The organism is Micromonospora sp. WMMD734 (genome assembly GCF_049178975.1).
Taxonomy (GTDB): Bacteria; Actinomycetota; Actinomycetes; order Mycobacteriales; family Micromonosporaceae; genus Micromonospora; species Micromonospora wenchangensis.
Map to the genome: position 1 here is coordinate 5,935,474 of NZ_JBMHMK010000001.1, position 22,370 is coordinate 5,957,843.

At 69.1% G+C, this 22,370-nt stretch carries 10 protein-coding genes; 9 read left to right on the forward strand and 1 reads right to left on the reverse strand.

The genetic code is table 11. From position 1 onward, the window contains the following. Positions 1-111: 111 nt before the first annotated feature. The 9 genes from ACN267_RS25830 to ACN267_RS25870 all read left to right on the forward strand — a co-directional run bounded on the left by ACN267_RS25830 (position 112) and on the right by ACN267_RS25870 (position 16,154). Complete coding sequence (locus tag ACN267_RS25830) at positions 112-1,125, forward strand: aldo/keto reductase (RefSeq protein ID WP_204961856.1); 1,014 nt, start codon at positions 112-114, stop codon at positions 1,123-1,125. A gap of 39 nt (positions 1,126-1,164) precedes the next feature. Further along, entirely contained in the window at positions 1,165-2,280 is a 1,116-nt protein-coding gene (locus tag ACN267_RS25835) for an amidinotransferase (protein WP_421489843.1), read from the forward strand. A 3-nt stretch (positions 2,281-2,283) separates the two neighbouring features. Beyond that, positions 2,284-3,279, forward strand: a complete 996-nt coding sequence (locus tag ACN267_RS25840) for a fatty acid desaturase family protein (RefSeq protein WP_239486424.1) — start codon at positions 2,284-2,286, stop codon at positions 3,277-3,279. After that, the gene (locus ACN267_RS25845) at positions 3,276-4,139 is read left to right on the forward strand and encodes a hypothetical protein (RefSeq protein ID WP_204961854.1); all 864 of its coding nucleotides are present in this window, start codon (positions 3,276-3,278) and stop codon (positions 4,137-4,139) included. The genes ACN267_RS25840 and ACN267_RS25845 overlap by 4 nt, the downstream gene beginning before the upstream one ends. A gap of 188 nt (positions 4,140-4,327) precedes the next feature. Next, the gene (locus ACN267_RS25850) at positions 4,328-8,839 is read left to right on the forward strand and encodes an amino acid adenylation domain-containing protein (RefSeq protein ID WP_421489844.1); all 4,512 of its coding nucleotides are present in this window, start codon (positions 4,328-4,330) and stop codon (positions 8,837-8,839) included. A 144-nt stretch (positions 8,840-8,983) separates the two neighbouring features. Beyond that, a complete protein-coding gene (locus ACN267_RS25855) occupies positions 8,984-10,852 on the forward strand; it encodes an amino acid adenylation domain-containing protein (RefSeq protein ID WP_421490501.1) in 1,869 nt (622 codons plus the stop codon). A gap of 80 nt (positions 10,853-10,932) precedes the next feature. After that, the gene (locus tag ACN267_RS25860; RefSeq protein WP_421489845.1) at positions 10,933-14,085 is read left to right on the forward strand and encodes an amino acid adenylation domain-containing protein; all 3,153 of its coding nucleotides are present in this window, start codon (positions 10,933-10,935) and stop codon (positions 14,083-14,085) included. Positions 14,086-14,087: 2 nt separating this feature from the next. Next, the gene (locus tag ACN267_RS25865; RefSeq protein WP_204961851.1) at positions 14,088-15,401 is read left to right on the forward strand and encodes an MFS transporter; all 1,314 of its coding nucleotides are present in this window, start codon (positions 14,088-14,090) and stop codon (positions 15,399-15,401) included. 9 nt (positions 15,402-15,410) lie between these two features. Further along, on the forward strand, positions 15,411-16,154 hold the full coding sequence (locus ACN267_RS25870; RefSeq protein WP_421489846.1) for an aspartate/glutamate racemase family protein: 744 nt from the start codon (positions 15,411-15,413) through the stop codon (positions 16,152-16,154). Between the two features lie 38 nt (positions 16,155-16,192). On the opposite strand, the gene ACN267_RS25875 is transcribed toward ACN267_RS25870, so the two are convergent. Beyond that, a complete protein-coding gene (locus ACN267_RS25875) occupies positions 16,193-22,237 on the reverse strand; it encodes an amino acid adenylation domain-containing protein (RefSeq protein WP_421489847.1) in 6,045 nt (2,014 codons plus the stop codon). Positions 22,238-22,370 lie beyond the last annotated feature (133 nt).

Below are 22,370 nucleotides of genomic sequence, written 5' to 3' on the forward strand. Positions count from 1 at the left end.
ATCGCAGCGCTGTCGACTCGACGTCAGGTCTCTGGTGCAGCATCGAGACAGGCGATCGAACGCTGCGCGGCTGGCTCACCGGCCGCATCTCTACCTCGTCCGGAGGCGCGCATGGAGACCAGGGTCGGCAACGCAGCACGGTCGCTCGGTCGTCAGGGTCTGTCGACCTTTCCCGTCGGCCTCGGCTGCATGGGTATGTCGCAGGACTACGGGCCGGCCGACGAGCAGGAGAGCATTGCCACGATCCAACGTGCCGTCGACCTCGGCGTCACGTTGATCGACACCTCGATGAGCTACGGGGCAGGTGGAAACGAGCGCCTGGTCGGACGCGCTCTGGCGGGGCGGCGCGACGAGGTGGTGCTGGCGACCAAGTTCGGCATCGTCCGGGACGTGCCGGGCGGCCCGGCGCGGGTTTCCTGCCGGCCGGAGGACATTCCGAAATACTGCGACGCCTCGTTGTCGCGCTTGAACGTCGACCATATCGACCTGTACTACATGCATCGGATCGACCCGCAGGTGCCGATCGAGGAGACCATCGGCGCGATGGCCGAGCTGGTCACCGCCGGCAAGGTTCGCTATCTGGGGGTGTCCGAGACCGGTCCTGAGGAGCTGACGCGGGCCTTCGCCGTACATCCGATCACGGCTGTGCAGTTCGAATGGTCGATGTGGTGGCGCGACCCGGAGGACGACGTGGTTCCGGCGGCCCGGCGTCTGGGTGTCGGTCTGGTGCCGTACAGCCCGCTCGGCCGGGGCTTCCTGACCGGCGCGGACCTGGGTACGGAGCGGCTGACCGCCGACGACGACCGGCATCTCGACCCACGACTGCACGGCGAGCACCTGGCCCGGAACCGGGCCATTCTCGACCGGATGCGGCAGCTCGCCGCAGAGCTGCAGGTGACCCCCGCCCAGTTGGCGTTGAGTTGGCTGCTGGCGCAGGGCGATGACGTCGTGCCGATTCCGGGGACGACCCGTCGCAGCCGTCTCGGAGAGAACGTCCGGGCCGCCACGATCAACCTCTCCCGCTCCGATCTGGAGCGGCTGGACGAGGTGGCGCCCCGGCACGCGTGGTCCGGCGACCGGCAGACCTTCGCGCCGTACCGCACCGTCCGCAGGCCGACGCAGTAACGGCGACCCGGCCGTGTGAGGCCGATGGAGGAGCCCCCCTTGAAGATCGAACCGTCACCCGTCCCGTATCCCGGGGCCTCCCGTTCGTGCGAGCCGGCGAACCCGGTGATGTCCCACAACGAGTGGGACCCACTGGAGGAGGTGATCGTCGGCATCGTCGACGACGCCACCTTCCCCCCGTGGCACCTCACGCTCTCGGCGGTGCTGCCCGCACAACATCACGGCACCTTCCGCGATCGGGCCGGCCGGCCGTTCCCCCTGGAACTGGTGGAAGCCGCGCGCCGTGAGTTGGACGGGCTGGCCCGCCTCCTGGAGGCGGAGGGGGTGACCGTCCGCCGCCCGGAGCCCCTGCCCCAACGACGCGGTTACACGACCCTGGACTGGACGAGCACCGGCATGTACGCGGCGATGCCCCGAGACGTGCTGCTGGTGTTGGGTGATCAGATCATCGAGTGTCCGACGGCGTGGCGGTCGCGCTACTACGAGACACTCGCCTACCGGCCACTGATCAAGGAATACTTCAGGAACGGTGCCCGCTGGAGCACCGCCCCCAAACCGGAGCTCAAGGACGAGCAGTACGACCTGGACTGGGCCGAGCCCGGTGCCGGCGAGCCGCAGCGGCTCGTGGTGACCGAGTTCGAGCCGACCTTCGACGCCGCGGACTTCATCCGGTGTGGCCGTGACATCATCGGCCAGAAGAGCCACGTCACCAACGAGTTCGGTGTGCAGTGGCTGGCGCGGCACCTCGGCGAGGAATACCGCCTGCACATCTTCGAATTCGCCGACGCGCACCCGATGCACATCGACGCGACGCTGATGCCGCTGGCCCCCGGCAAGCTGTTGGTGAATCCGGAGCGGGTGCCACAGGTGCCCGAGCTGTTCAAGGACTGGGAGATCATTCCGGCGCCCCAACCCGTCATGCCCGACTCGCACCCGCTGTACTTCACCAGCAAATGGATCAACATGAACCTGCTGTCACTCGACGAGAACCGGGTGCTGGTCGAACGGCAGGACGAGCCGATGATCTCGGTACTCAAGAAGCACGGCTTCACGCCCGTCAAGTGCGACTTCCGTCACTTCAATTCGTTCGGCGGATCGTTCCACTGCGCAACCGTCGACGTTCGCCGACGCGGGAGCCTGCAGTCCTACTTTTAGGAGATGACGATGCGGGTGTGGAAGAACTCACCGCTCGACTCGATCCTGGTCGCCTACAGCGTCGTGCACCTGCTGGCGATGTTCTGGTTCGCTGCCGCGTGGGATTCTGCCGCAACGGGCCAGCGGGCGGCGATGGCCGTCGGTACCTGTTTTCTGATCACCTACAACATCATTGTGGTCACCCACCTTTTCACCCACCAGTCGTGGTTCGTTTCCGGACGGCTCAACGCGCTTGTCTCGCTGATCAATTCGATCAACGTCGGACAATCGGTGCAGGCGTACCAGTTGACGCACGTGCGTAACCATCACCGTTTCAACAACGATGTCAAGGGTCCGGACGGTTCCACCAGAGACCTCAGCTCCACCTACCGGGATGGTAAGGCGGGTGAGCATGCGCCGTTGATCAGTTACGCCGTCGGTGGAGCAGTGTCCTCCCTGGTGGGTCGGGCCCGGGAAGTGCTGGCAGGGGCATGGCTCTGGCGAGTGCGCCGCACCGAGACGACGATCATGTCCCTGGTCGCACACCGTGAGCCGCGTCAGGGACGCGAGCTGCGGCAGGTGCAGCTCGACCGTGCCGCGCACTGTCTGTCGCTGGTGGCGTTCGCCACGCTGTCCTGGCGCTGGGCCCTGTTCGGTTACCTGCCGGCCTTCTTCCTGGCGCTGATTCTGGTGAACGTCCAGAACTACTACCGGCACTACGGCGCCGACCCGCACGACCGGGCGGCCGACTCGGTGAGTCACTACGGACGCCTGTACAACCTGCTGGCCTTCAATGACGGCTACCACCAGGAACACCACCTGAGCCCGACCACGCACTGGTCGAGGCTGCCCGCGGTTCGTGAGAAGGCGCGCAACCGGCTGGACGCCACGACGCGCATCGTCAGCCCGGTACCCGCGATGGTGGGGTTCCTCGACGTCCGCCGCGCGCTTCTGCATCGGAGCGCCGGCGTGGGCGGGGATGCCGCAGCTTCCGGACCACGGCGCAGCGGCAGCCGATGAGCGTCCAGAGCACCGGGCCGTTGAGCGGCCGTACGCATGCCCCGGAGCAGTTCCTTCTCGCGGAGAGCCACCGCGTCGTGGACGTGGACGCCGTCTTCGCCGTACTGCACGGAGAGCTTGCCGCATACCGCGTGAGCGGGTTCGTTGATCCTGCGGACTGCCGGCGGATCAGCGACAATTTCGCGGCGTCCCCGATGCGTACCCCCCGTTACGGCCAAGGGGAGGACGGTGTCGAGGGCTACTTTGTCGGGGCCTCCCACATCGAGAAGACGACCGAGAGCTATCTGGACGAGGTCGAACGGTTCGCCCACGCGGTGACGATGTTGTGGGAGGGCACGCGCGACGCACTGGGAGACTTCCTCGCCGTGCTGCGCGGGCACCAGCCCCCGGTGCCGATCAGGCCCGCTGCTCACGGCGGGCGGGCCGCAGGCAGCGCAAAGGCCGTCTGCTGGACCGGTACCGGCGAGTTCCTTCTGCTGCCGCACGACGATCTCGCCCAACTCAGCGATCCGCTGCAGGCGGGATTCGAGATCCAGACAGTGCGTCGGGTGATGGCGATCAACTTCTACCCGTACGTGCCCGCCGGCACCGGCCAGCTGAAGCTGTGGAACCTGGAGCCCGACGACGAGTCCCGACGCCGGCTGGGCCTGGCCCACAGCGGCTATCCGTACCCACCGGAACTGTTGCGGGAGGTGCCGAGCCTCGACGTGACGACAGGCACCGGGGATCTGTGTGTGATCAACGGAAATCTGGTCCACGCGGTCCTCGGCGGCCGGGCAGCGCCGGACGCCGGCCGACGCCTGTTGCTCGCCTGCTTCAGCGGGCTGAACGCCGACAACGAGATGATCTGGTGGACCTGACCCGCCCGACGGTTTGCGGTCAGCCCGAAGCAAGGAGTCGAGTGGTGGCCGTTGGGCAGCAACCGGGCCGGGAGGATGAGCACCCGCCGTACGGCGGGCAGTCCCGCCCCACACGTACGGCGCGACTGAGGCAACGGATCCGGGCCGCCCAGGACCGCGCGGTCGCGGCAAGGGGAAGCCTTCGACGGGTGTCCGGTCCGCCCGTCACCTCGTACGCACAGGAACGGCTGTGGCTGACCGAACAGCTCATCCAGGACGGCACGGACTACAACGTTCCCTATGCGTTCCGTCTACGGCACGCAACGGTCGACACCGCGGCGCTGGAGCGCGCGCTGTCGGACGTGGTCCGCCGGCATGAGGTGCTGCGGACCCGGTTCACGTCGGACGACGACGGGATCAAGCCGTTGGTCGACCCGCCGGGGCCGGTCCGGTTGCACCGGGTGGATCTGACCGGCAGGGGCCCGGACCGATTCGAGGAGGCGCTACGACTGGCCAACACCGAGGCGTTGCGGCCGTTTGATTTGCGGTCGGGTCCGATGTTGCGGGCGATGTTGATCGGGTTGGCTGCTGATGATCATGTTTTGGTGTTGGTGGCGCATCACATCGCGGTTGATGGCTGGTCCATGCCGATTCTGTTCGAGGATCTGTCGGCGGCGTACGCGGCCTATGTCAACGGGACCAGTCCCGGGTTGGCCGAGCCGGTGGTGCGGTACACCGACTTCGCCTACTGGCAGCGTGCCTGGCTGGACAGTGGTGTGCTGGACGAGCAGATGGCCTACTGGCGTGCCCAGCTAGCCCACCCGACCCGGGCCGAGGTCCCTGCGGACCTGCCCCGCCCGGCGGCGCGTAGCGGCCGGGGCGCGGTCGTGGAGTTCACCATTGACGCCGAGGTGACCCAGCGGGTGCACCTCCTGGCTCGGGAACACAGTGCCACCCCGTTCATGGTCCTGCTGGCCGGCCTCTACGCGGTGTTGACCCGCTACACCGCGAACACCGACGTCACCATCGGCACTCCCGTGGCCGGGCGTGGTCAACCCGAACTCGAACGACTGGTCGGCTTCTTCGTCAACACCCTGGTCCTGCGGCTCAACCCCGCCGGCACCCCGACCTTCACCGACCTGATCGCCCACGCCCGACGCACCGCCATCGACGCCTACAGCCACCAGGACGTCCCGTTCGAAAAGCTCGTCGAGCAACTCGCCTCCGACCGCGACCCCAGCCGTGACCCGTTCTTCCAGGTCATGTTCTCCCTCGACGACAACGACACCAGCACCCCACAGCTACCCGACATCACCATGACCCCCCTGCCACTGGACGCCAACAACGCCAAGTTCGAAATCAGCATCGCCCTGGCCCACCACGACGACCACCTCATCGGCGCGGTCAACTACGCCACCGACCTGTTCCATCCCGAAACCGCCACCCAACTGGCCACCCACTACACCCGCCTGCTCACCACCGCCACCAACCACCCCGACCAACCCCTGCCCACCCTCGACCTACTCACCCCCACCGAACAACACCACCTCCTCACCCAATCCACCGGACCTTCGGCCGCCGTGGCTCCGCCGTTGGTACACGACCTGATTCTGAACCGGTGCAGCCGTACGCCTGAGGCGATCGCCGTGGTCGACGGCGCACAGACCCTGGACTACCAGGGGCTGGCGCACCGCTCCGGCCGCGTGGCCGCCCGGCTGTCGGCGGCCGGCGTGGGTCCGGAAACGGTCGTCGGCATCATGCTGCCGAGATCCGCAGCAACCATGGTCGCCATGCTGGCGGTGCTCCGGGCCGGGGCGGCGTTCATGCTGATCGACCCGGACCAGCCGACCGGCCGCATCCGTCGGCTGCTGGAGCTGGCCAGGGCGGGGGCATTGCTGACCACCGGGGCGGTGCCCGACGGCCTCGCACCCGACACCGTGGCGGTCGTCGACGTCGACACCGGTCAGGTCACCTCCCTGCCCTCCGCTCCCGGGTCACGCCGTCAGCGGTCGGTGGCACCCGACAACCTGGCCTACATCGCCTTCACCTCCGGGTCGACCGGGGAGCCCAAGGGGGTCATGCTCACCCACCGCGGCTTGTCGAATCTCATGCCCGACGTCGTCGAGTGGTATGAACTGGCCGCCACGCACTCCATGGCCGCGCTCGCTTCGGTCGCGTTCGACGTGGTCATCCTTGAGTACCTTCCGGTGCTGACCGCGGGCGGACGGGTGGTCGTCCTTCCGCGTGAGCTGGCGGCGGACGGCCCAGGATTGGCCGAAGCGATCCAACGGCATCAGATCACCCATGTGCATGCCACGCCGACGACCAGCTCCCTTCTGCCGGACCGGTGGTCGGCTCCGCAGCTGTGTGTGTCGTCCGGTGGTGAGGCGCTGACCGCGGATCTGGCCCGCCGGCTCGTTCCCCGGGTGCGGTCGGTCCTCAACGTGTACGGCCCGGCCGAGGCCACCATCTGCACCACCTTCAGGGCGGTGACTGAGCCGGTCGCCGGCACCCCGGTGGTGTCGATCGGGCGGCCGGTACGCGGGATGATCGTCCGCATTCTGGACGACTCGCTGATGATGTGCCCCACCGGAGTGGTCGGCGAGCTCCATGTCGGCGGCACCGGGCTGGGCCGTGGCTACCTGCACCGGCCAGCGTTCACCGCCGACCGGTTCGTGCCTGATCCGTTCGGCCCTCCAGGAAGCAGGTTGTACCGCACGGGCGACCTGGCACGGTGGCTTCCGGACGGCTCACTCATGTACCTGGGGCGGCGGGACCACCAGGTGAAGATCCGGGGCCAACGGATCGAGTTGGGCGAGATCGAAGCAGCCCTCCAGAGTCAGCCGGACGTCGCTCACGCGGCGGTCGTGGTCCGCGGCGAGGCACCGCACCAGCACCTGGCCGGCTACGTGGTGTGGCACCCCGGGCGCGCCGGCACCTGGGCGAAGGTGCGTGCCCACCTACGCGCGACGCTGCCCGCCTACATGGTGCCGTCGACGCTAGTCGTGCTGGACCGACTGCCCCGGACGGCGAACGGCAAGGTGGACCGCGCCGCACTGCCCGTCGCTGCGACCGGGCACGGTGGCCCGTCGACCGGTGGTCACCGCGACGAGATCGAAGCGCTGGTGGCCAGCGTCTGGGCTGGTGAACTGGGCGTCGAGCACGTCGCCCCGGACGACGACTTCTTCGCGCTCGGTGGGCACTCGCTGCGAGCGGTACGGGTGCTGTCCCAGCTGCGCGCCCTGCTGCGGGTCGACCTGCCGCTGCGGGTGATGTTCCAGTCCTCCGTGCTCGCCGAGTTCGTAGAAGAGATCAGAGCCCACCTCGGGCAGGCGCGGACCGGGATACAGCGGTGCCCGGAAGGCGTCGACGCGCCACTGTCCGCGGCGCAGCGGCGGCTGTGGTTCCTCGTCAACCTGAGGCCGGACCGGCAGGACTACAACAGCTACGTGGCGATGCGGGCGCGCGGCCCGCTTGACGAGCCCGCGCTGAGCGCAGCGCTGTCGTACGTCGTACGTCGCCACGAGATCCTGCGGTGCCGCATCATCGGGCGGATCGACGAACCGGTCCTGGCCTGCCTACCGCCGGTCAGCGTCGTTCTCGACCGCGTGCGGTTGCCAGCGACGGTCTCCGAGGAGCCGATCGCCTGGGCGCGAACGGTGGTGACCGAACTGGCGTTGCGGCCGTTTGATTTGCGGTCGGGTCCGATGTTGCGGGCGATGTTGATCGGGTTGGCTGCTGATGATCATGTTTTGGTGTTGGTGGCGCATCACATCGCGGTTGATGGCTGGTCCATGCCGATTCTGTTCGAGGATCTGTCGGCGGCGTACGCGGCCTATGTCAACGGGACCAGTCCCGGGTTGGCCGAGCCGGTGGTGCGGTACACCGACTTCGCCTACTGGCAGCGTGCCTGGCTGGACAGTGGTGTGCTGGACGAGCAGATGGCCTACTGGCGTGCCCAGCTAGCCCACCCGACCCGGGCCGAGGTCCCTGCGGACCTGCCCCGCCCGGCGGCGCGTAGCGGCCGGGGCGCGGTCGTGGAGTTCACCATTGACGCCGAGGTGACCCAGCGGGTGCACCTCCTGGCTCGGGAACACAGTGCCACCCCGTTCATGGTCCTGCTGGCCGGCCTCTACGCGGTGTTGACCCGCTACACCGCGAACACCGACGTCACCATCGGCACTCCCGTGGCCGGGCGTGGTCAACCCGAACTCGAACGACTGGTCGGCTTCTTCGTCAACACCCTGGTCCTGCGGCTCAACCCCGCCGGCACCCCGACCTTCACCGACCTGATCGCCCACGCCCGACGCACCGCCATCGACGCCTACAGCCACCAGGACGTCCCGTTCGAAAAGCTCGTCGAGCAACTCGCCTCCGACCGCGACCCCAGCCGTGACCCGTTCTTCCAGGTCATGTTCTCCCTCGACGACAACGACACCAGCACCCCACAGCTACCCGACATCACCATGACCCCCCTGCCACTGGACGCCAACAACGCCAAGTTCGAAATCAGCATCGCCCTGGCCCACCACGACGACCACCTCATCGGCGCGGTCAACTACGCCACCGACCTGTTCCATCCCGAAACCGCCACCCAACTGGCCACCCACTACACCCGCCTGCTCACCACCGCCACCAACCACCCCGACCAACCCCTGCCCACCCTCGACCTACTCACCCCCACCGAACAACACCACCTCCTCACCCAATCCACCGGATGACAGCGACGAAGGATGGAGACGAACATGGCTGCGCCCGATCGACGCGCGCGTGTCGCCGATGACAACCCGTCCGGTACGCCGGCCGGTCCCGCGACGATCGCCGCGCCACCGGACGTCATCGCTGAGGCCAATGCCACCGAAACCGTGTTTCCGGATGCGGAGACTCTGCTCCACCTGCCGTTCCTCCGACGGGCGCGGCAGGAACCGGATCGGGTGGCGGTCATCCATGCCGGTGGCTCGCTGACCTACGGCGAACTCGCCGGACGCGCCGAGGCGTTGGCCCGGGTGTTGCGCCGAAACGGCGTGGCGGCGGGACAGGTGGTCGCCATCGTCATGGACAAGGGCTGGGAACAGGTGGTCGCCGCAGTGGGCGTACTGCTGGCCGGGGCCGTTTTCGTGCCGGTCGATCCCGGATTCCCCACCGAACGGCTGCACCATCTGTTGGATCACTCGGAGGCGGGATGCGTGGTGACCCAGGGTGCCGTGGACGATCGGCTGGACTGGCCCCGGGGGTTGCCCCGGGTACGGGTGGAGGTTCTGGAGCCGGTCAGTTCCCGCGGTGAGATCGACGGGCTCGCCCCGGCCGCGCCCGACGACCTCGCCTACATCGTCTACACCTCTGGCTCGACCGGCTTGCCGAAGGGCGTCATGATCACGCATCGTGGCGCGGTCAACACCGTCCTGGACATGAACTCGCGGTTCGATCTTGTTCCCGGCGATCGCGTGCTGGCCGTCTCCTCGTTCACCTTCGATCTGGCGGTGTACGACATCTTCGGCACCCTGGCGGCCGGTGCCACGATCGTGATGCCGGTTCGTACCCCGATCCCGGACGCGGCGGTCTGGCTCGGAGCGATCCGCGAGCACAGCGTGACCGTCTGGAATTCCGCACCGGCGTTGATGGAGATGCTGGTCGAGCTTGCGGAGGGGCGGGGCGATCGAGGGCGGATGCCGACCCTGCGGCTGGCCCTGCTCGGTGGCGACTGGATCCGTCTCGACCTGCCGAACCGGATCCGGGCGCTGGCCCCCGAGGCGTTGGTGGTCAGCACCGGCGGCGCCACCGAGGGGTCGATCTGGTCGATCCTCTATCCGATCGGCGAGGTCCAGCCCGGGTGGCGCAGCATCCCGTACGGCAAACCGATGGCGAACCAGACGTTCCACATCCGCACGGAGGACGGGCGGGCATGCGGGATCGGCGAGGTGGGCGAGCTGTACATCGGTGGCATCGGTGTCGCGGCCGGGTACTGGCGCGATCCGGCGCGGACGGCGGCCAGTTTTGTGCCTGACCCGGTCACCGGTCGCACCTTGTACCGCACCGGCGACCTCGGCCGGTACCTGCCCGACGGGAACATCGAGTTCCTCGGGCGCAAGGACTTCCAGGTCAAGATCCAGGGTTTCCGGGTGGAGTTGGGGGAGCTGGAGGCAAGTCTCCATCAACACCCTGCGGTCAAGGAGGCCGTCGCGACGGCCCAGCCGGATGCCGCCGGGGACCGGAGGCTGTTTGCCTATGCCACGGTCCGCAGCGACGTCAGCGGGTTGGACCTGCGGGAGTTCCTACGCGGCAAGCTCCCGCACTACATGGTTCCCGACGCCGTGATGGTCCTGGATGCGCTGCCGCTCACACCGAGCGGCAAGGTGGACCGGGGCGCTCTGCCGGAGGCGTCCGTGCCGGATACGGACCCGGCACACGATCAGGCCGAGGCAGGGTCACCCATCGAGGAGGTGCTGTTGAGCCTCTGGGAGGGCGCCCTGGGGCACGAGCGCCTGGGGGTGGACGTCGACTTCTTCGCCGCCGGGGGCAACTCGTTGCGGGCGCTGCGTCTGGTCGCCGCCGTCAACGCCGTGCTGGAGGTGGAGGTGGGCATCGGGCAGCTGTTCGAGACACCGACCGTCCGCTCCTTCAGCGAGAGCTTCAGGCAGGACCCGCAGACCTGGCGTCAGGTCAGCAAACTGGCCGACCAACTCGTACATGAGCAGGAGACGCCAGCCGCGGACGGCCCGACCGCTTCGATGTGACAGGAGGTCACGTGATCGGAAAGAGCGGAGATCCGCCCCCTGCTGTGGTCGGCTCGGTAGCGGCGTTGGTGGAAAACCAGGTGGCCGCGACACCGCAGGCCCCTGCGGTGGTCGCGGCCGGGGTCACGTGGACGTACCGCGAACTGGACGACCGGGCCGAGCGTGTGGCGGGGTGGCTGCGTCGCTGCGGCGCGGGTCGGGAGAGCTTCGTGGCACTCTGCCTGGACCGCTCCCCCGAGTACGTCGCCGGGCTCCTCGGGATATGGAAGGCCGGAGCGGTCGCCGTCCCGCTTCCCTCCGGCCCGCCGTCCGGGTGGATGACGAGGATGGCCACCGTGGGCGCGTTGCGCCTCGGGTTGTACCGGCGCGGCTCCGACGACGGCTCCTCCCCGTGCGGCCCACCCGAGGTACCCGGTGTCGACGACTGGCTGGACACGAACGAGGCCGAGCCGCCGGTCGCGGCCCCGATCAGGGATCCGGACCGGGCCGGCGGTCCGGACGACGCCGCGTACGTCGTGTACACCTCCGGCTCCACGGGCGAGCCCAAGGGCATCGTCGGCCTGCACCGCGGCGTGCTGAGCTACTTTGCCGACCTGCGCGCCACGGGTTGGATCAGTGCCGGGGACCGGGTCCTGCAGTTGTCGGCCGCGACCTTCGACGCGTCGCTCCGAGACATGATCTTCCCGCTGACGGTGGGTGCGCGGGTGGTGATCGCTGCCGAGGGCGGACGGAATCCGGCGGCGGCGTTGGAGGTCATCGCCACCCACGGAATCACTGCCGTTGCGGCGGTGGTCCCGCAGGTGCTGCGGGAGATGGTCCGCGAGGCGGAGCGACGCGACCTCGAACTGCCCGCAGTGGGCGTGGTCCTGGTCAGCGGGGACCGGCTATACGGCGCAGACGTGGCCGCGGCGCGACGTGTCTTCCCCCGAGCCCGGATCGCCAACATGTACGGACCGAGCGAGTGCACCATGACCGCGACCAGGTACGAGGTCGAGGGTGTCCCGCCGGCCGAGGTACCCGTAGGTTGGCCGATCAGGGGCATGACGGCGTACGTCCTCGACGGCGAACTCCGTCCGGTCCCCACCGGCATGGCAGGCGACGTCTACCTTGCCGGGCCGGGGTTGACCCGCGGCTACTGGAATCGCCCGGCGGCCACCGCCGAGCGGTTCGTTCCGAACCCGTTCGGCGTCGACGGTGAACGGATGTATCGGACCGGGGACCGGGCTCGCCTCCGCCTGGACAGCGGTCTGGAGTTCCTTGGCCGCGTCGACGATCAGGTGAAGGTCCGGGGTCAGCGGGTGGAACTGGGCGCGGTCGAGGCCGCCCTACGCCGGCTGCCCACGATTCGGGAGGCCGCCTGCCGCGTCTGGGACGACGAAGCCATCGGCGCGGTTCTGGCGGCGTACCTGACAGCCGACAACGGGCGACGGCTCGATCCGACCGACGTGCGCGCCGCGCTGGCGGCGGAGCTGCCGGAGCACCTGCTGCCATCCGTGTTCGTCCAGGTCGATGCGCTGCCGCGGACAGCGCACGGGAAGGTGGATCGCCAGGCACTGCCGACGCCGTCCGCGGCGCGGTTGCTGGCGGTCGACTCGGCGGTCAGGCCACGGACCGAGACCGAGCACGCCATGGCCCGGCTCTGGTGCGAGGTGCTCGACGTGTCCGAAGTCGGCGTCCACGACAGCTTCTTCGCCCTCGGTGGCCACTCGCTGCTCGTGCTTCGTCTCGTGGCCCGCATACAGGACGTCTTCGACGTGGAGCTGGCACTGCGTGCGGTCTTCGACTCGCCGACCGTCGCGGCGCTGGCGGCTCAGCTCGACGAGGAACTGGCGGCACCGGCGGCACCGGCCGCACCGGCGGGCACGGCTGCAGCGACGTCGGCACCGGCCACCGGACCGCTGTCACCCGCGCAGGCCCACGTATGGCACACCGAGCATCTGGCACCGGGTGGTCCCGCCTTCAACGTGACCGGCCTGCTGCGGCTGCGGGGGAGGCTCGACGTGCCGGCGCTGGAACGCGCGATGACCGAAGTGGTGCGGCGGCATGAGCCGCTTCACACGAGGTTCCCGCTGGTGGAGGGGGAACCGACCGCTGTGGTGTCGGACGCCGCCCCGGTCGGACTGCCGGTGGATCCCGTCGCGCCCGGGGAGGACCCGCACCAGGCGGTACGCGAGCGCCTACGGCTCGCGGCGCGATCGGGCTTCGACCTGATCCGCGGTCCGGTCTTTCGCGTGGGCCTCATTCGGGTCGACGACCAGGAACACTATCTCTACCTGGTCGTCCACCACATCGCCTTCGACGGCTGGTCGATGCGCAACTTCGTCACCGAGCTGACGTCGCTGTACGAGATGTTCGCCGATGGCCGGAGCCAGCCGCTTCCCGCGCTCGCCACGCGCTACCGGGACGTCGTCGCCGGTCAGCTCGCACAGTTGCGGGCTGGCGCCTGGGCGAAGGACATCGACTACTGGCGGGGCCGGTTCGTGGGTGCGTCTCGGCTCATCGACCTGCCGGCCGGATACCCGATCACCTCGCAGCGGCACCAGCACCGGGCCCTACGGCGTCTCGTGCTCGACGCGCACCGCACCCGGCGGCTGCTTCAGGTGGCGGCAGAGCACCGGGCGACGCCGTCGATCGCGCTGCTGACGGCTTACCAGGTGGCCCTGTTCCAGGCCTTCCGCGAGCCGGTGTTCCTGGTGGCCACGCCGGTCGCGAACCGGGTCAGGCCCGAGGTCGCGGAGTTGATCGGGTTCGTGGCGAACACGCATCTGCTCCGGGCGGACATGTCCGGTGACCCCACGCTCACCGACCTGCTCCAGCTGACCAGGGACACCGTCCTGGACGCGTACACGCATGACGGGCCGCCGCTGGAGGCGATCCTGGACGGCCTGTCGCACCAGGATGATCACACGCCCGATCTACGACTGGCCCAGGTCATGTTCAACATGCAGGAGGCGCTGGTCGAGTCGGTGAAGGTGGGCCGGCTCACGGTGGAACCGGCGGACACCGCAGACGCCTGGGCGAGATATCCGGTCGCGCTGTACGCGACCCGCCGATCGGAGCAGATCGAGCTGTTGTTCGTCTACGACTGCGTCCGTTTCCACCAGGACTGGGCTGACACGCTGATGACGGTTCTCGATTCCGCTCTGGTTTCCATGATGGACTATCGTGGCCCCTCGGTATCCGCGCTGTGTCGGCTGGGCACGCCGTCGCAGGCCAATTCCGAGGAGACCTGACCATGGCCCCGACGAACAAAGCGCGTGCACCACTGGCCGTCGTGCTGTCGGCTCACGGCATTTCGCTGACCGGCAATGCGATGACCTACCTCGCCGTACCCTGGTTTGTGCTGGACACGACGGGCGATCCCACCCTTACCGGCATCGCTGCGGCGGCGTCGTTCCTGCCGATCATCCTGTCGATGGCATTTGGTGGGGTTCTCGTCGACCGGATCGGCCACCGCACCGCCAGCGTGCTCGCCGACGGGGTCAGCGCGGTGATGATCGGCCTCATTCCGCTGCTGCACGTGCTCGACGCACTCAGTTTCCCGCTGTTGTTGATTCTCGTGTTCCTCGGGGCCCTGTTCGACGCGCCGGGTAACGCCGCGAAACATGCCCTGATCCCCACCCTGGCCGACCGCGCGGGGATCCGGATCGAGCGGGCCGCCAGCGCACTGGACGTGGTGGAGCGCTGCGCCCGGATGGTGGGGGCACCGCTCGCCGGCGGGTTGATCGCCCTGGTCGGGCCGGTCAACGTCCTGATCATCGACGCTGCCACGTTCGTTGTGTCCGCGCTGCTGATGCTCACGGCCCGGGTCGTCCACCAATCCACGGACACCAGCCGGACCTCCTACGTGCAGGGCTTGCGCGCGGGATTCACGTTCCTCTGGCGTGACCCGCTGCTCCGGTCGATCGCGCTGCTGCTGGCGTTCACCAACCTGCTCGACGTCGCGTACAGCGCGGTGATCATCCCGGTCTACGCCGACCGGGTGCTCTCCGGCGCCGCCTCCGCCGGGTTGCTGCTGGGCACGGCTGCGACGGCGGCGGTGGTCGGAGGGATCACCTTCGGCGCAGTCCTTCACCGGATGCCCCGCTGGCCGGTGTTCGTGATCGCGTTCACCCTCATCGGGTTGCCCCGGTGCATCGCGTTCGCCCTGGAGCCGGGGATGGCGCTGCTGCTGCTGGTGGTGGCCGCGACCGGCTTCTGCGCCGGGATGATGAACCCGATCCTCAGCGTCGCCCAGTTCACCCGGATCCCGGAGCAGCTGCGGGCCCGCACGCTGGGCGCGGTCTCCACCGGCGCCTACGCCCTCGTTGCGGTCGGCCCGGTCATCGGTGGCGGGCTGATCGCCGCAGCCGGGCTCGACCGGACCCTGATCATCCTCGCCATTGCGTACGCGGTGGCTGCGTCGAGTGTCATCTTCTTCCCGGTCTGGCGAGGGATCGGCAAACCCGCCGGGCCGGAGAACGATCCCGAGTCGACCACGCCGGCACCGGTCCACTCGGACGAAGCGGCCGGCTCGGGCGAAAGCAGGGCCACGACCGGCGACAGATAGGTCATAGTCGTGCCTAACGGGGAGGGCAGGCGGGCGGTGCACAACAACCACGCCACCATCGGGATCATCGGCGGCCTCGGACCGCGTGCGGGCGCGTACGTGTACGAGCGTCTCGTGCGGATGACCCCGGCGCGGAGCGACCAGGAACACCCCGAGGTCGTCCTGTTGAGCCGGCCGTTTCCCAGCCGGATCGCCCATCTCGTCGGGGCCGCTGAGTCACCCGAGCCACACCTGGTCAACGCGGTCCGTTCGTTACAGGCAGTAGGTTGTCGGGTCGTCGCCCTGGCCTCGGCGACGACCCACGCGTACCGGGAGGCGATCCAGCGCCAGACCGACGCCACGGTGGTCGACGGCGTGCGTACGGTCGCTGATCTGCTCGCTCGTAGCGACACCGTCCGAACGGTCGTCATCTGCACGATCGCCTCGCGGCGGATCGGTATCTTCGAGCGCTCGTGGCCACGGGAACTCGGTGTCGCCTACCCCGACGAAGCGGACCAGCCGGTGATCGACGGGCTGATCGACCGGGTGAAGAGTGGGAACAGCCACCCGTCGGACAGCGCAACGCTGCAACGACTGGTCCGACGGTATACGGCCGACGGTGCCGCATGCGTACTCGGTTGCACCGAGCTGCCGGTGCTGTGGCAACCGGAGGGGTCTACGTCGCGGGTCGTCTCGGTGTCGGATGCCATCGCCGTTGCTGCGCTCGCCGCCGCCGGCTACCTGCGGCTCGACGACCACGCCGTCCAGAGGTAGGCACGCTCAGCCCTGCCGGGCCGGGTCGCGCGAACTGGTCAGCGATAGGGGCGCAGGCGAGCGCGAAGGTCGCCGGTCCGCTGGTCCGCCGCGGTCACCATCCCGGTCAGCACGATGGCGAGATTCTGTGCGATCCGGGCGACCTGCTCCGGCCGGACCCGCCGCCTGTCGTATCGCAACTGGGCCTCGAACGGTGGACCGGGATTCACGACGCACCGCAGCGGAAAGTGGATGATCTCGTCGACCCTCAGCACGGTCGACGACAGCCCACCCAGTGCATCGCGGGTCTGCTCATCGACCGGGTAGTTCTCGTACACCAGGATGCTGTCGAACAGCGGCTGGCGGGGTGGCAGCTCGCTCCAGCCGGTGATGTCCGCCAGCGAGGTGTGCTCGGAGGGCAGCTCGGCCCGGCTCGCCTGGAGTCCTCGGAGCCACTCGTCCAGTCGCCCGTCGGTTGGAATCCGGACCCGCAGGGGAAGGGTGTTGATCAACAGGCCGATCATGTTCTCCATGCCGGGCATGCCACTGCGGCCGGAGACGGTCACGCCGAAGACCACGTCGTCGCTTTCCGCATGCTGGCCGAGCAGCAGGGACCACGCGGCTTGGAACACCGTGCTCGGGGTCACGCGAACCTGCCGGGCGAACCTGTCGAGGTCGGCCGCGAAGCTCGATGGAAGGCTCAGGGTGTGTGCGCCCTGTCCCTCGGCGGCCGGATCCGGACCGCCCAACGGCAGCGGGGTCGGCGATCGGAAACCTGCCAGCTGTGCGGTCCAGTACGAGCGGTCGGCGGCGGCGTCCCGACCGCCGTGCCAAGCGATGTAGTCGCGGAACGGCCGGCGCACCGGCAACCGTAGCCCTGAGCCGGCCAGGATGGCGTCGTAGACCGCTCGCACGTCGGCGAGCAGCATCACGACGCTCCAGCCGTCGAGCAGGATGTGGTGGCACTCCAGCACGATGCGCCAGGCGGTCGAACTGGTCCGGGCCAGGGTGATCCGGAGCAGTGGGGCCTGTTCCAGGTTCATGCCGGCGCGTACACCCTCACGCAACAGGCGGTCCAGGGCGTGCTCCTGTTCGTCGGCGGGCAGCGCCGACCAGTCCACGAACGTTACCGGGATGATCGCCTCGCGTTGCAGCACCTGGAGCGGCTGGCGCACCCTCTTCCACGTCAAACGGGTGCGCAGGATCGGGTTGCGCCGGACCACCTCCTGCCACGCCTGCGCCAGCACCGGCGCGTCGACCTGACCGACGTCCCAGCTGGCCTGGGTCAGGTACATCCCCGGTTCCCGCCCGGCAAGGGTCTGGAAGAGAAGCCCTTCCTGCACGGAGGAGAGCGGGTAGATGTCCTCCACGTCGCGGGCCGCCCCGAAGTGGCGACGCAGGTCCGCGGCGGACAGCCCGGCCAACGGGAAGTCCGAGGGGCTCACCGCCCCGGCATCGGAACGGTGGGCCAGCTCCACGATCTCTCGGACGGCGGCGACCAGCTGCTTGCCGAGCTCGACGAGCGTGCTCGGATCGTGGACGCTCGGGTTGACCGCCCAGCGCAGTAGCAGCTTCCCACCGTCGACGTAGGCATAGACCTCGATCGGATACCGGCGCGGGCGTCCGGGGGCCACGGCCAGCCCCAGTGGCTCGCCTTCCGGGGTGAACAGGGAGGCTCGTTCGCCCTCCGCGTCCAGCCGTCCCAGGTAGTTGAATTGGATGTCCGCAGTGGGTAGGTCGCCGAGATTCCGCGAGGGTTCGCCGGCGTCGCGCAGCAGACCGAAGCTCAGCCCGCGGCCGGGCAACGCACGGATGGTCTCCTTCACGGTGAGCAGGCACGCCTCGACGTCGTCCAGATCAGACAGAGCGACGTGAACCGGGAACACGGAGGTGAACCAGCCGACGGTCCGGGTGACGTCGAGGTCGGCGAAGATCTGCTCGCGCCCGTGCCCCTCCAGGTCGATGAGCAGCCCCGGGGTGCCGGTCCAGCGGTGGCAGGCCAACACGAGGGCGGCGAGGACCACCTCGTGGGCCTGCATCCGGTAGGCGACGGGCACCTGCCCGTGCAGGGCTTCGGTGTCCTTGCGGGACAACATCGTGTCGACGTGGACGACATCACCGTAGCGGTCGTTGACCTCCGGTTCGACGCCATCGCGTGGCAGCGGCTGCACGGTCCTGGGCAGAAGCTGCCGCCAGCGTTGTGCGTCGAGGGCCAGCTCGTCCGAGCCCGCCAGAGCGTCCAGGCGTCGGGCCCACCGGGAGAACGACGTGGTGCCGGCGGCGAGTTGTGGTTCGGGCACCCCGTCGGCCAGCTGCCGGCAGGCCGACTCCAGGTCCTCGCGCAGGATCCGCCACGACACGGCGTCCACGCAGAGGTGGTGGATGACGAGCAGCAGCAACGGGCTGGCGGTAGGCCGGTCGAACAGCACGGCCGTGAGCAGCTCACCGCGTGCCGGGTCGAGGCTGTCGAGCAGCCCCGGCAATTCGGCGTCGAGCAGTGGCTGGACGCCGTCGGTCGGTGCGACGGCGCGCCTGAGCCGACGCCCCGGACGGTGCGGCTCGATGATCGGCCGCCATCCGTACGTTGGCTGGTAGCGGTAGCGCAGTGCCTCGTGGTGGCGGACCAGACTGTCCAACCCGCGGTCGATGACCTCCGGATCCAACGCTCGGTCCACCGCCAGCGTGACGTACTGCGCGAGGTGGTCCCGCTCGGGGTCACCGGTGTCGAAGAACGAGCGCTGGATCGGGGTGAGCGGGACCGGGCCGGTGGTGTCCTCCTCGCCCACTGTCGCGGTGCCGGCGCGCGGGTCGGCATCCTCCTCCTCGCTGGCGACCGCAGCCAGTTCGACGAGCGTCTGGTGCTGGAACATCTGGTTGGGGCTGACCCGCAGCCCCACGGCCGCCGCCCGCGACGACACCTCGATGGCCCGGATGGAGTCGCCACCGAGGGCGAAGAAGTTGTCCTGGATGCCCACCGCGTCGAGCCGCAGTACTGCGCACCACACCTCGCCGAGGGCCTGCTCCGCCGGGGTGCGGGGGGCCTCGAACGTGGGGCGGCCGGTGGGGGCGGGGTCGGGAAGTGCGGCGACGTCGACCTTGCCGTTCTGGTTGAGCGGCAGCGAGTCCAGGACCACGATCCAGGTGGGCACCATGTAGCGAGGTAGGCGCTGGGCGAGATGCTGACGCAGGTCGGTCGTGAGGTCGGCGTCGCCGCTGACACCGTGCGGGACCACGTACGCGACCAGTTGCTTGTCGACGCCGCCAGGGGGCCAGGCCACCACCACGGCCTCGCGCAGCGTGGGGTGCTCCATCAGCCGACCCTTGATCTCCGAGGGTTCGACCCGGAACCCTCGGATCTTGAGCTGGTGGTCGGTCCGGCCCAGGTACTCCAGCGTGCCGTCCGCCAGCCAGCGAACCAGGTCCCCGGTCCGGTACATGCGGGTGCCGGCGGAGCCGAACGGATCCGGAACGAACCGGTCAGCGGTCAGCCCCGGCTGATGCAGGTACGCCCGGGCGAGGTGCACCCCGGCGAGGTACAGCTCGCCGGGGACTCCGCACGGCACCGGCCGCAACGCGTCGTCCAGTACGTACATCCGGGTGTTCCACACGGCCCTGCCCAGCGCGACCCGGGCGCTACCCGCCCGCAGTGGCCAGGCGGTCACCTGCACGGAAGCCTCGGCTGGCCCGTACTGGTTGTGCAGGACGACGTCCATGCCAGCGAAGGCGGTGTAGAACCCCTCCACGAGGTCGGTGGTCAACGCCTCCCCACCGCAGATCACCCGACGCAGGCTCGTGCACCGTCGGGCGGCCGGCTTGGTCATGAAGGCGCGCAGGACGGTGGGCACGAAGTGCGCTGTCGTCACGTTGTGCCGCTGGATCAGCTCGGCCAGGTACCGCAGATCGCGGTGCCCGTCGGGGCGTACGAGCACGACGGCCGCGCCGGCGGTCAACGGCCAGAAGACCTCCCATACCGACACGTCGAAGCTGAACGGCGCCTTGTGCAGCATGCGGTCCGCGGGCGTCAGTTCGTACTCGTGGCGTGCCCACGCCATCAGGTTGACCACACCCTCGTGCGGCGTGACGACGCATTTCGGCCGGCCGGTGGAGCCGGACGTGAAGATCGCGTACGCCAGATGGCTGGGCCCTGCGACTGGCGGTGGCGGGCCGGCCGGCGTACCGTCCACCGGCGTACCGCCCACCGGCAGCTCCCGCACCGGTGTGCCCAGGCTCGCTGGCAGCGTGTGCAGTACCGACCGGCCGGCCAGCAGTAGCACCGCGCGCGCCTCGGTGAGCAGCTCGGCCACCCGCTGGATCGGCTGGTCCGGATCGATCGGGAGGAACGCGCCACCAGCGACGAGCACGGCGAGCTGCGCCACCACCGTGGCGACGGAGCGTTCGGCGCAGATGCCGACGATGGCATCCGGACCGACGCCATGGCCGCGCAGCTCGAACGCCAGCACATCGGCGCGGTGCATCAACTGCCGGTAGGTGAGGTGCTCAGTCCCGTCGCCGATCACTGCCAGGGCGTCTGGCGTCCGGGCGCACTGGGCGCGGACCATGTCGTGCAGGCAGGGGCCGTCCGGCACCCTCCGAATCTCGCCGCTCCAGCCGTCGACCACCTGCCGGAGCTGCGTCGTGGCCATCGCCGGCAGATCGGAGAGGCGACTGCCCGGGGCGGCCGCGGCACCCTCCAACAGGGCTACGTAGTTTTCGGTGAACCGGGCGATCGTCTCCTCGTCGTAGAGCTCGGTGGCGTACTCGATTGACCCGGTCAGCGCGCCGCCCTCCTCGGTGATGATCACGGAGAGGTCGAACTTGCTGGTCGCGGTGCTGGTGGGCAGCGGCTCGACGGCGAGCCCGGGCAGGGTGAGGTGGTCGTCGGGCACTGCCGCCACTGCGGTGCTGAGGCCGACGCTACCGAGGTTCTGCGGTTCGTAGACCTGGAAGTTCACCTGTGCCAGCGGGTGCACGCTCAGCTGGCGCTCCGGCTGCAATTCGTCGACGAGACGCTCAAACGGCAGGTCCTGGTGCTCGTAGGCGTCCAGCGCCACCCGCCGGACCCGCTGCACCAACTCGGTGAACGACGGGTCGCCGGCAAGGTCCGTCCGGAGCACCAGGTTGTTCACGAAGAACCCGATGAGTGGTTCCACCTCGACCCGGTGACGGCCGGCCACCGGGGAGCCGATCACGACGTCGGTGGTGCCGGCGTAGCGGGCCAACTGTGCCGTGAAGCCAGCCAGCAGCACCATGAACATGGTGGCGCCAAGCTCGGTGGCCAACGCGCGGAGCCGTCCGGCCAGGGGTGACGGCACCGTGAACGAGAGCTCCGCGCCGCTGAACGAGGGCTCTGTCGGTCGCGGTCTGTCCGTCGGGACGGTCAGCACTCCGGGTGCCCCGCGTAACCGGTCGGTCCAGTAGTCCAGCTCGCGGCCCAGACGATCACCAGAGAGCACCTGGCGCTGCCACACCGCGAAATCGGCGTACTGCACAGGCAGCTCGGGAAGGCCCCGAGGCGCCTGCCGGTCACGCGCCGCCTCGTAGAGAACCGTCAGCTCACGGAACATCACCCCGACCGACCACGTGTCAGTCACGATGTGATGCATCGTGATCAGCAGAACGTGCTCCTCCGGCGCGAGCGCAACGATGGTCAGCCGCAGCAGCGGCCCTCGTGCGAGATCGAATGGTCTGGTCGCCTCCTGACGTACCAACCGGTCCAGCTCGCCGTGCGTCGTGGACCGCATCGGGACGACATCGGCGTGGACCGCGTACGGCGCGCCGATGACCTGGACCGGGCCGCCGTCCCGTTCGGCGAAGGTGGTACGCAGCGCCTCGTGCCGGGCGACGAGCCGGGTGAACCCGTCCTCCAACGCCTCCACGTCCAGTGGGCCGCGCAGCCGGTACGCCAACGGGGCGTTGTAGAGGCACCGCTGTCGCAGCAGACGGTCCAGCACCCAGATGCGTTGCTGGGCAAAGGACAGGGGTACGTCTGCGGTGCGGTCGGCTTGAGGGATACGTCCCCCGTCAGGGACCCGGTGCCCCTGCTGCGTCAGCAGCAGCTTGAGCAGTCGCTGTCTCCTGCTGGCGGATTCGTCAGCGGACCACATCACCGGCACCTCAACTCCGCTCACCCGGCACGCCGAGATTGTTCTGCGCCAAGGAACGCACCGCAGCGGCGTACACCTGCGTCGGTTGCTCCCGGCTCGACCGGACGAACGGGGCCGGTGCCGTGGGCACCCG

Bases quoted from the DNA above. Each gene is read 5' to 3' on its own strand.
- ACN267_RS25875 (WP_421489847.1), bottom strand. From the start codon at position 22,237: ATGTGGTCCGCTGACGAATCCGCCAGCAGGAGACAGCGACTGCTCAAG.
- ACN267_RS25840 (WP_239486424.1), top strand. From the start codon at position 2,284: ATGACGATGCGGGTGTGGAAGAACTCACCGCTCGACTCGATCCTGGTC.
- ACN267_RS25830 (WP_204961856.1), top strand. From the start codon at position 112: ATGGAGACCAGGGTCGGCAACGCAGCACGGTCGCTCGGTCGTCAGGGT.
- ACN267_RS25865 (WP_204961851.1), top strand. From the start codon at position 14,088: ATGGCCCCGACGAACAAAGCGCGTGCACCACTGGCCGTCGTGCTGTCG.
- ACN267_RS25845 (WP_204961854.1), top strand. From the start codon at position 3,276: ATGAGCGTCCAGAGCACCGGGCCGTTGAGCGGCCGTACGCATGCCCCG.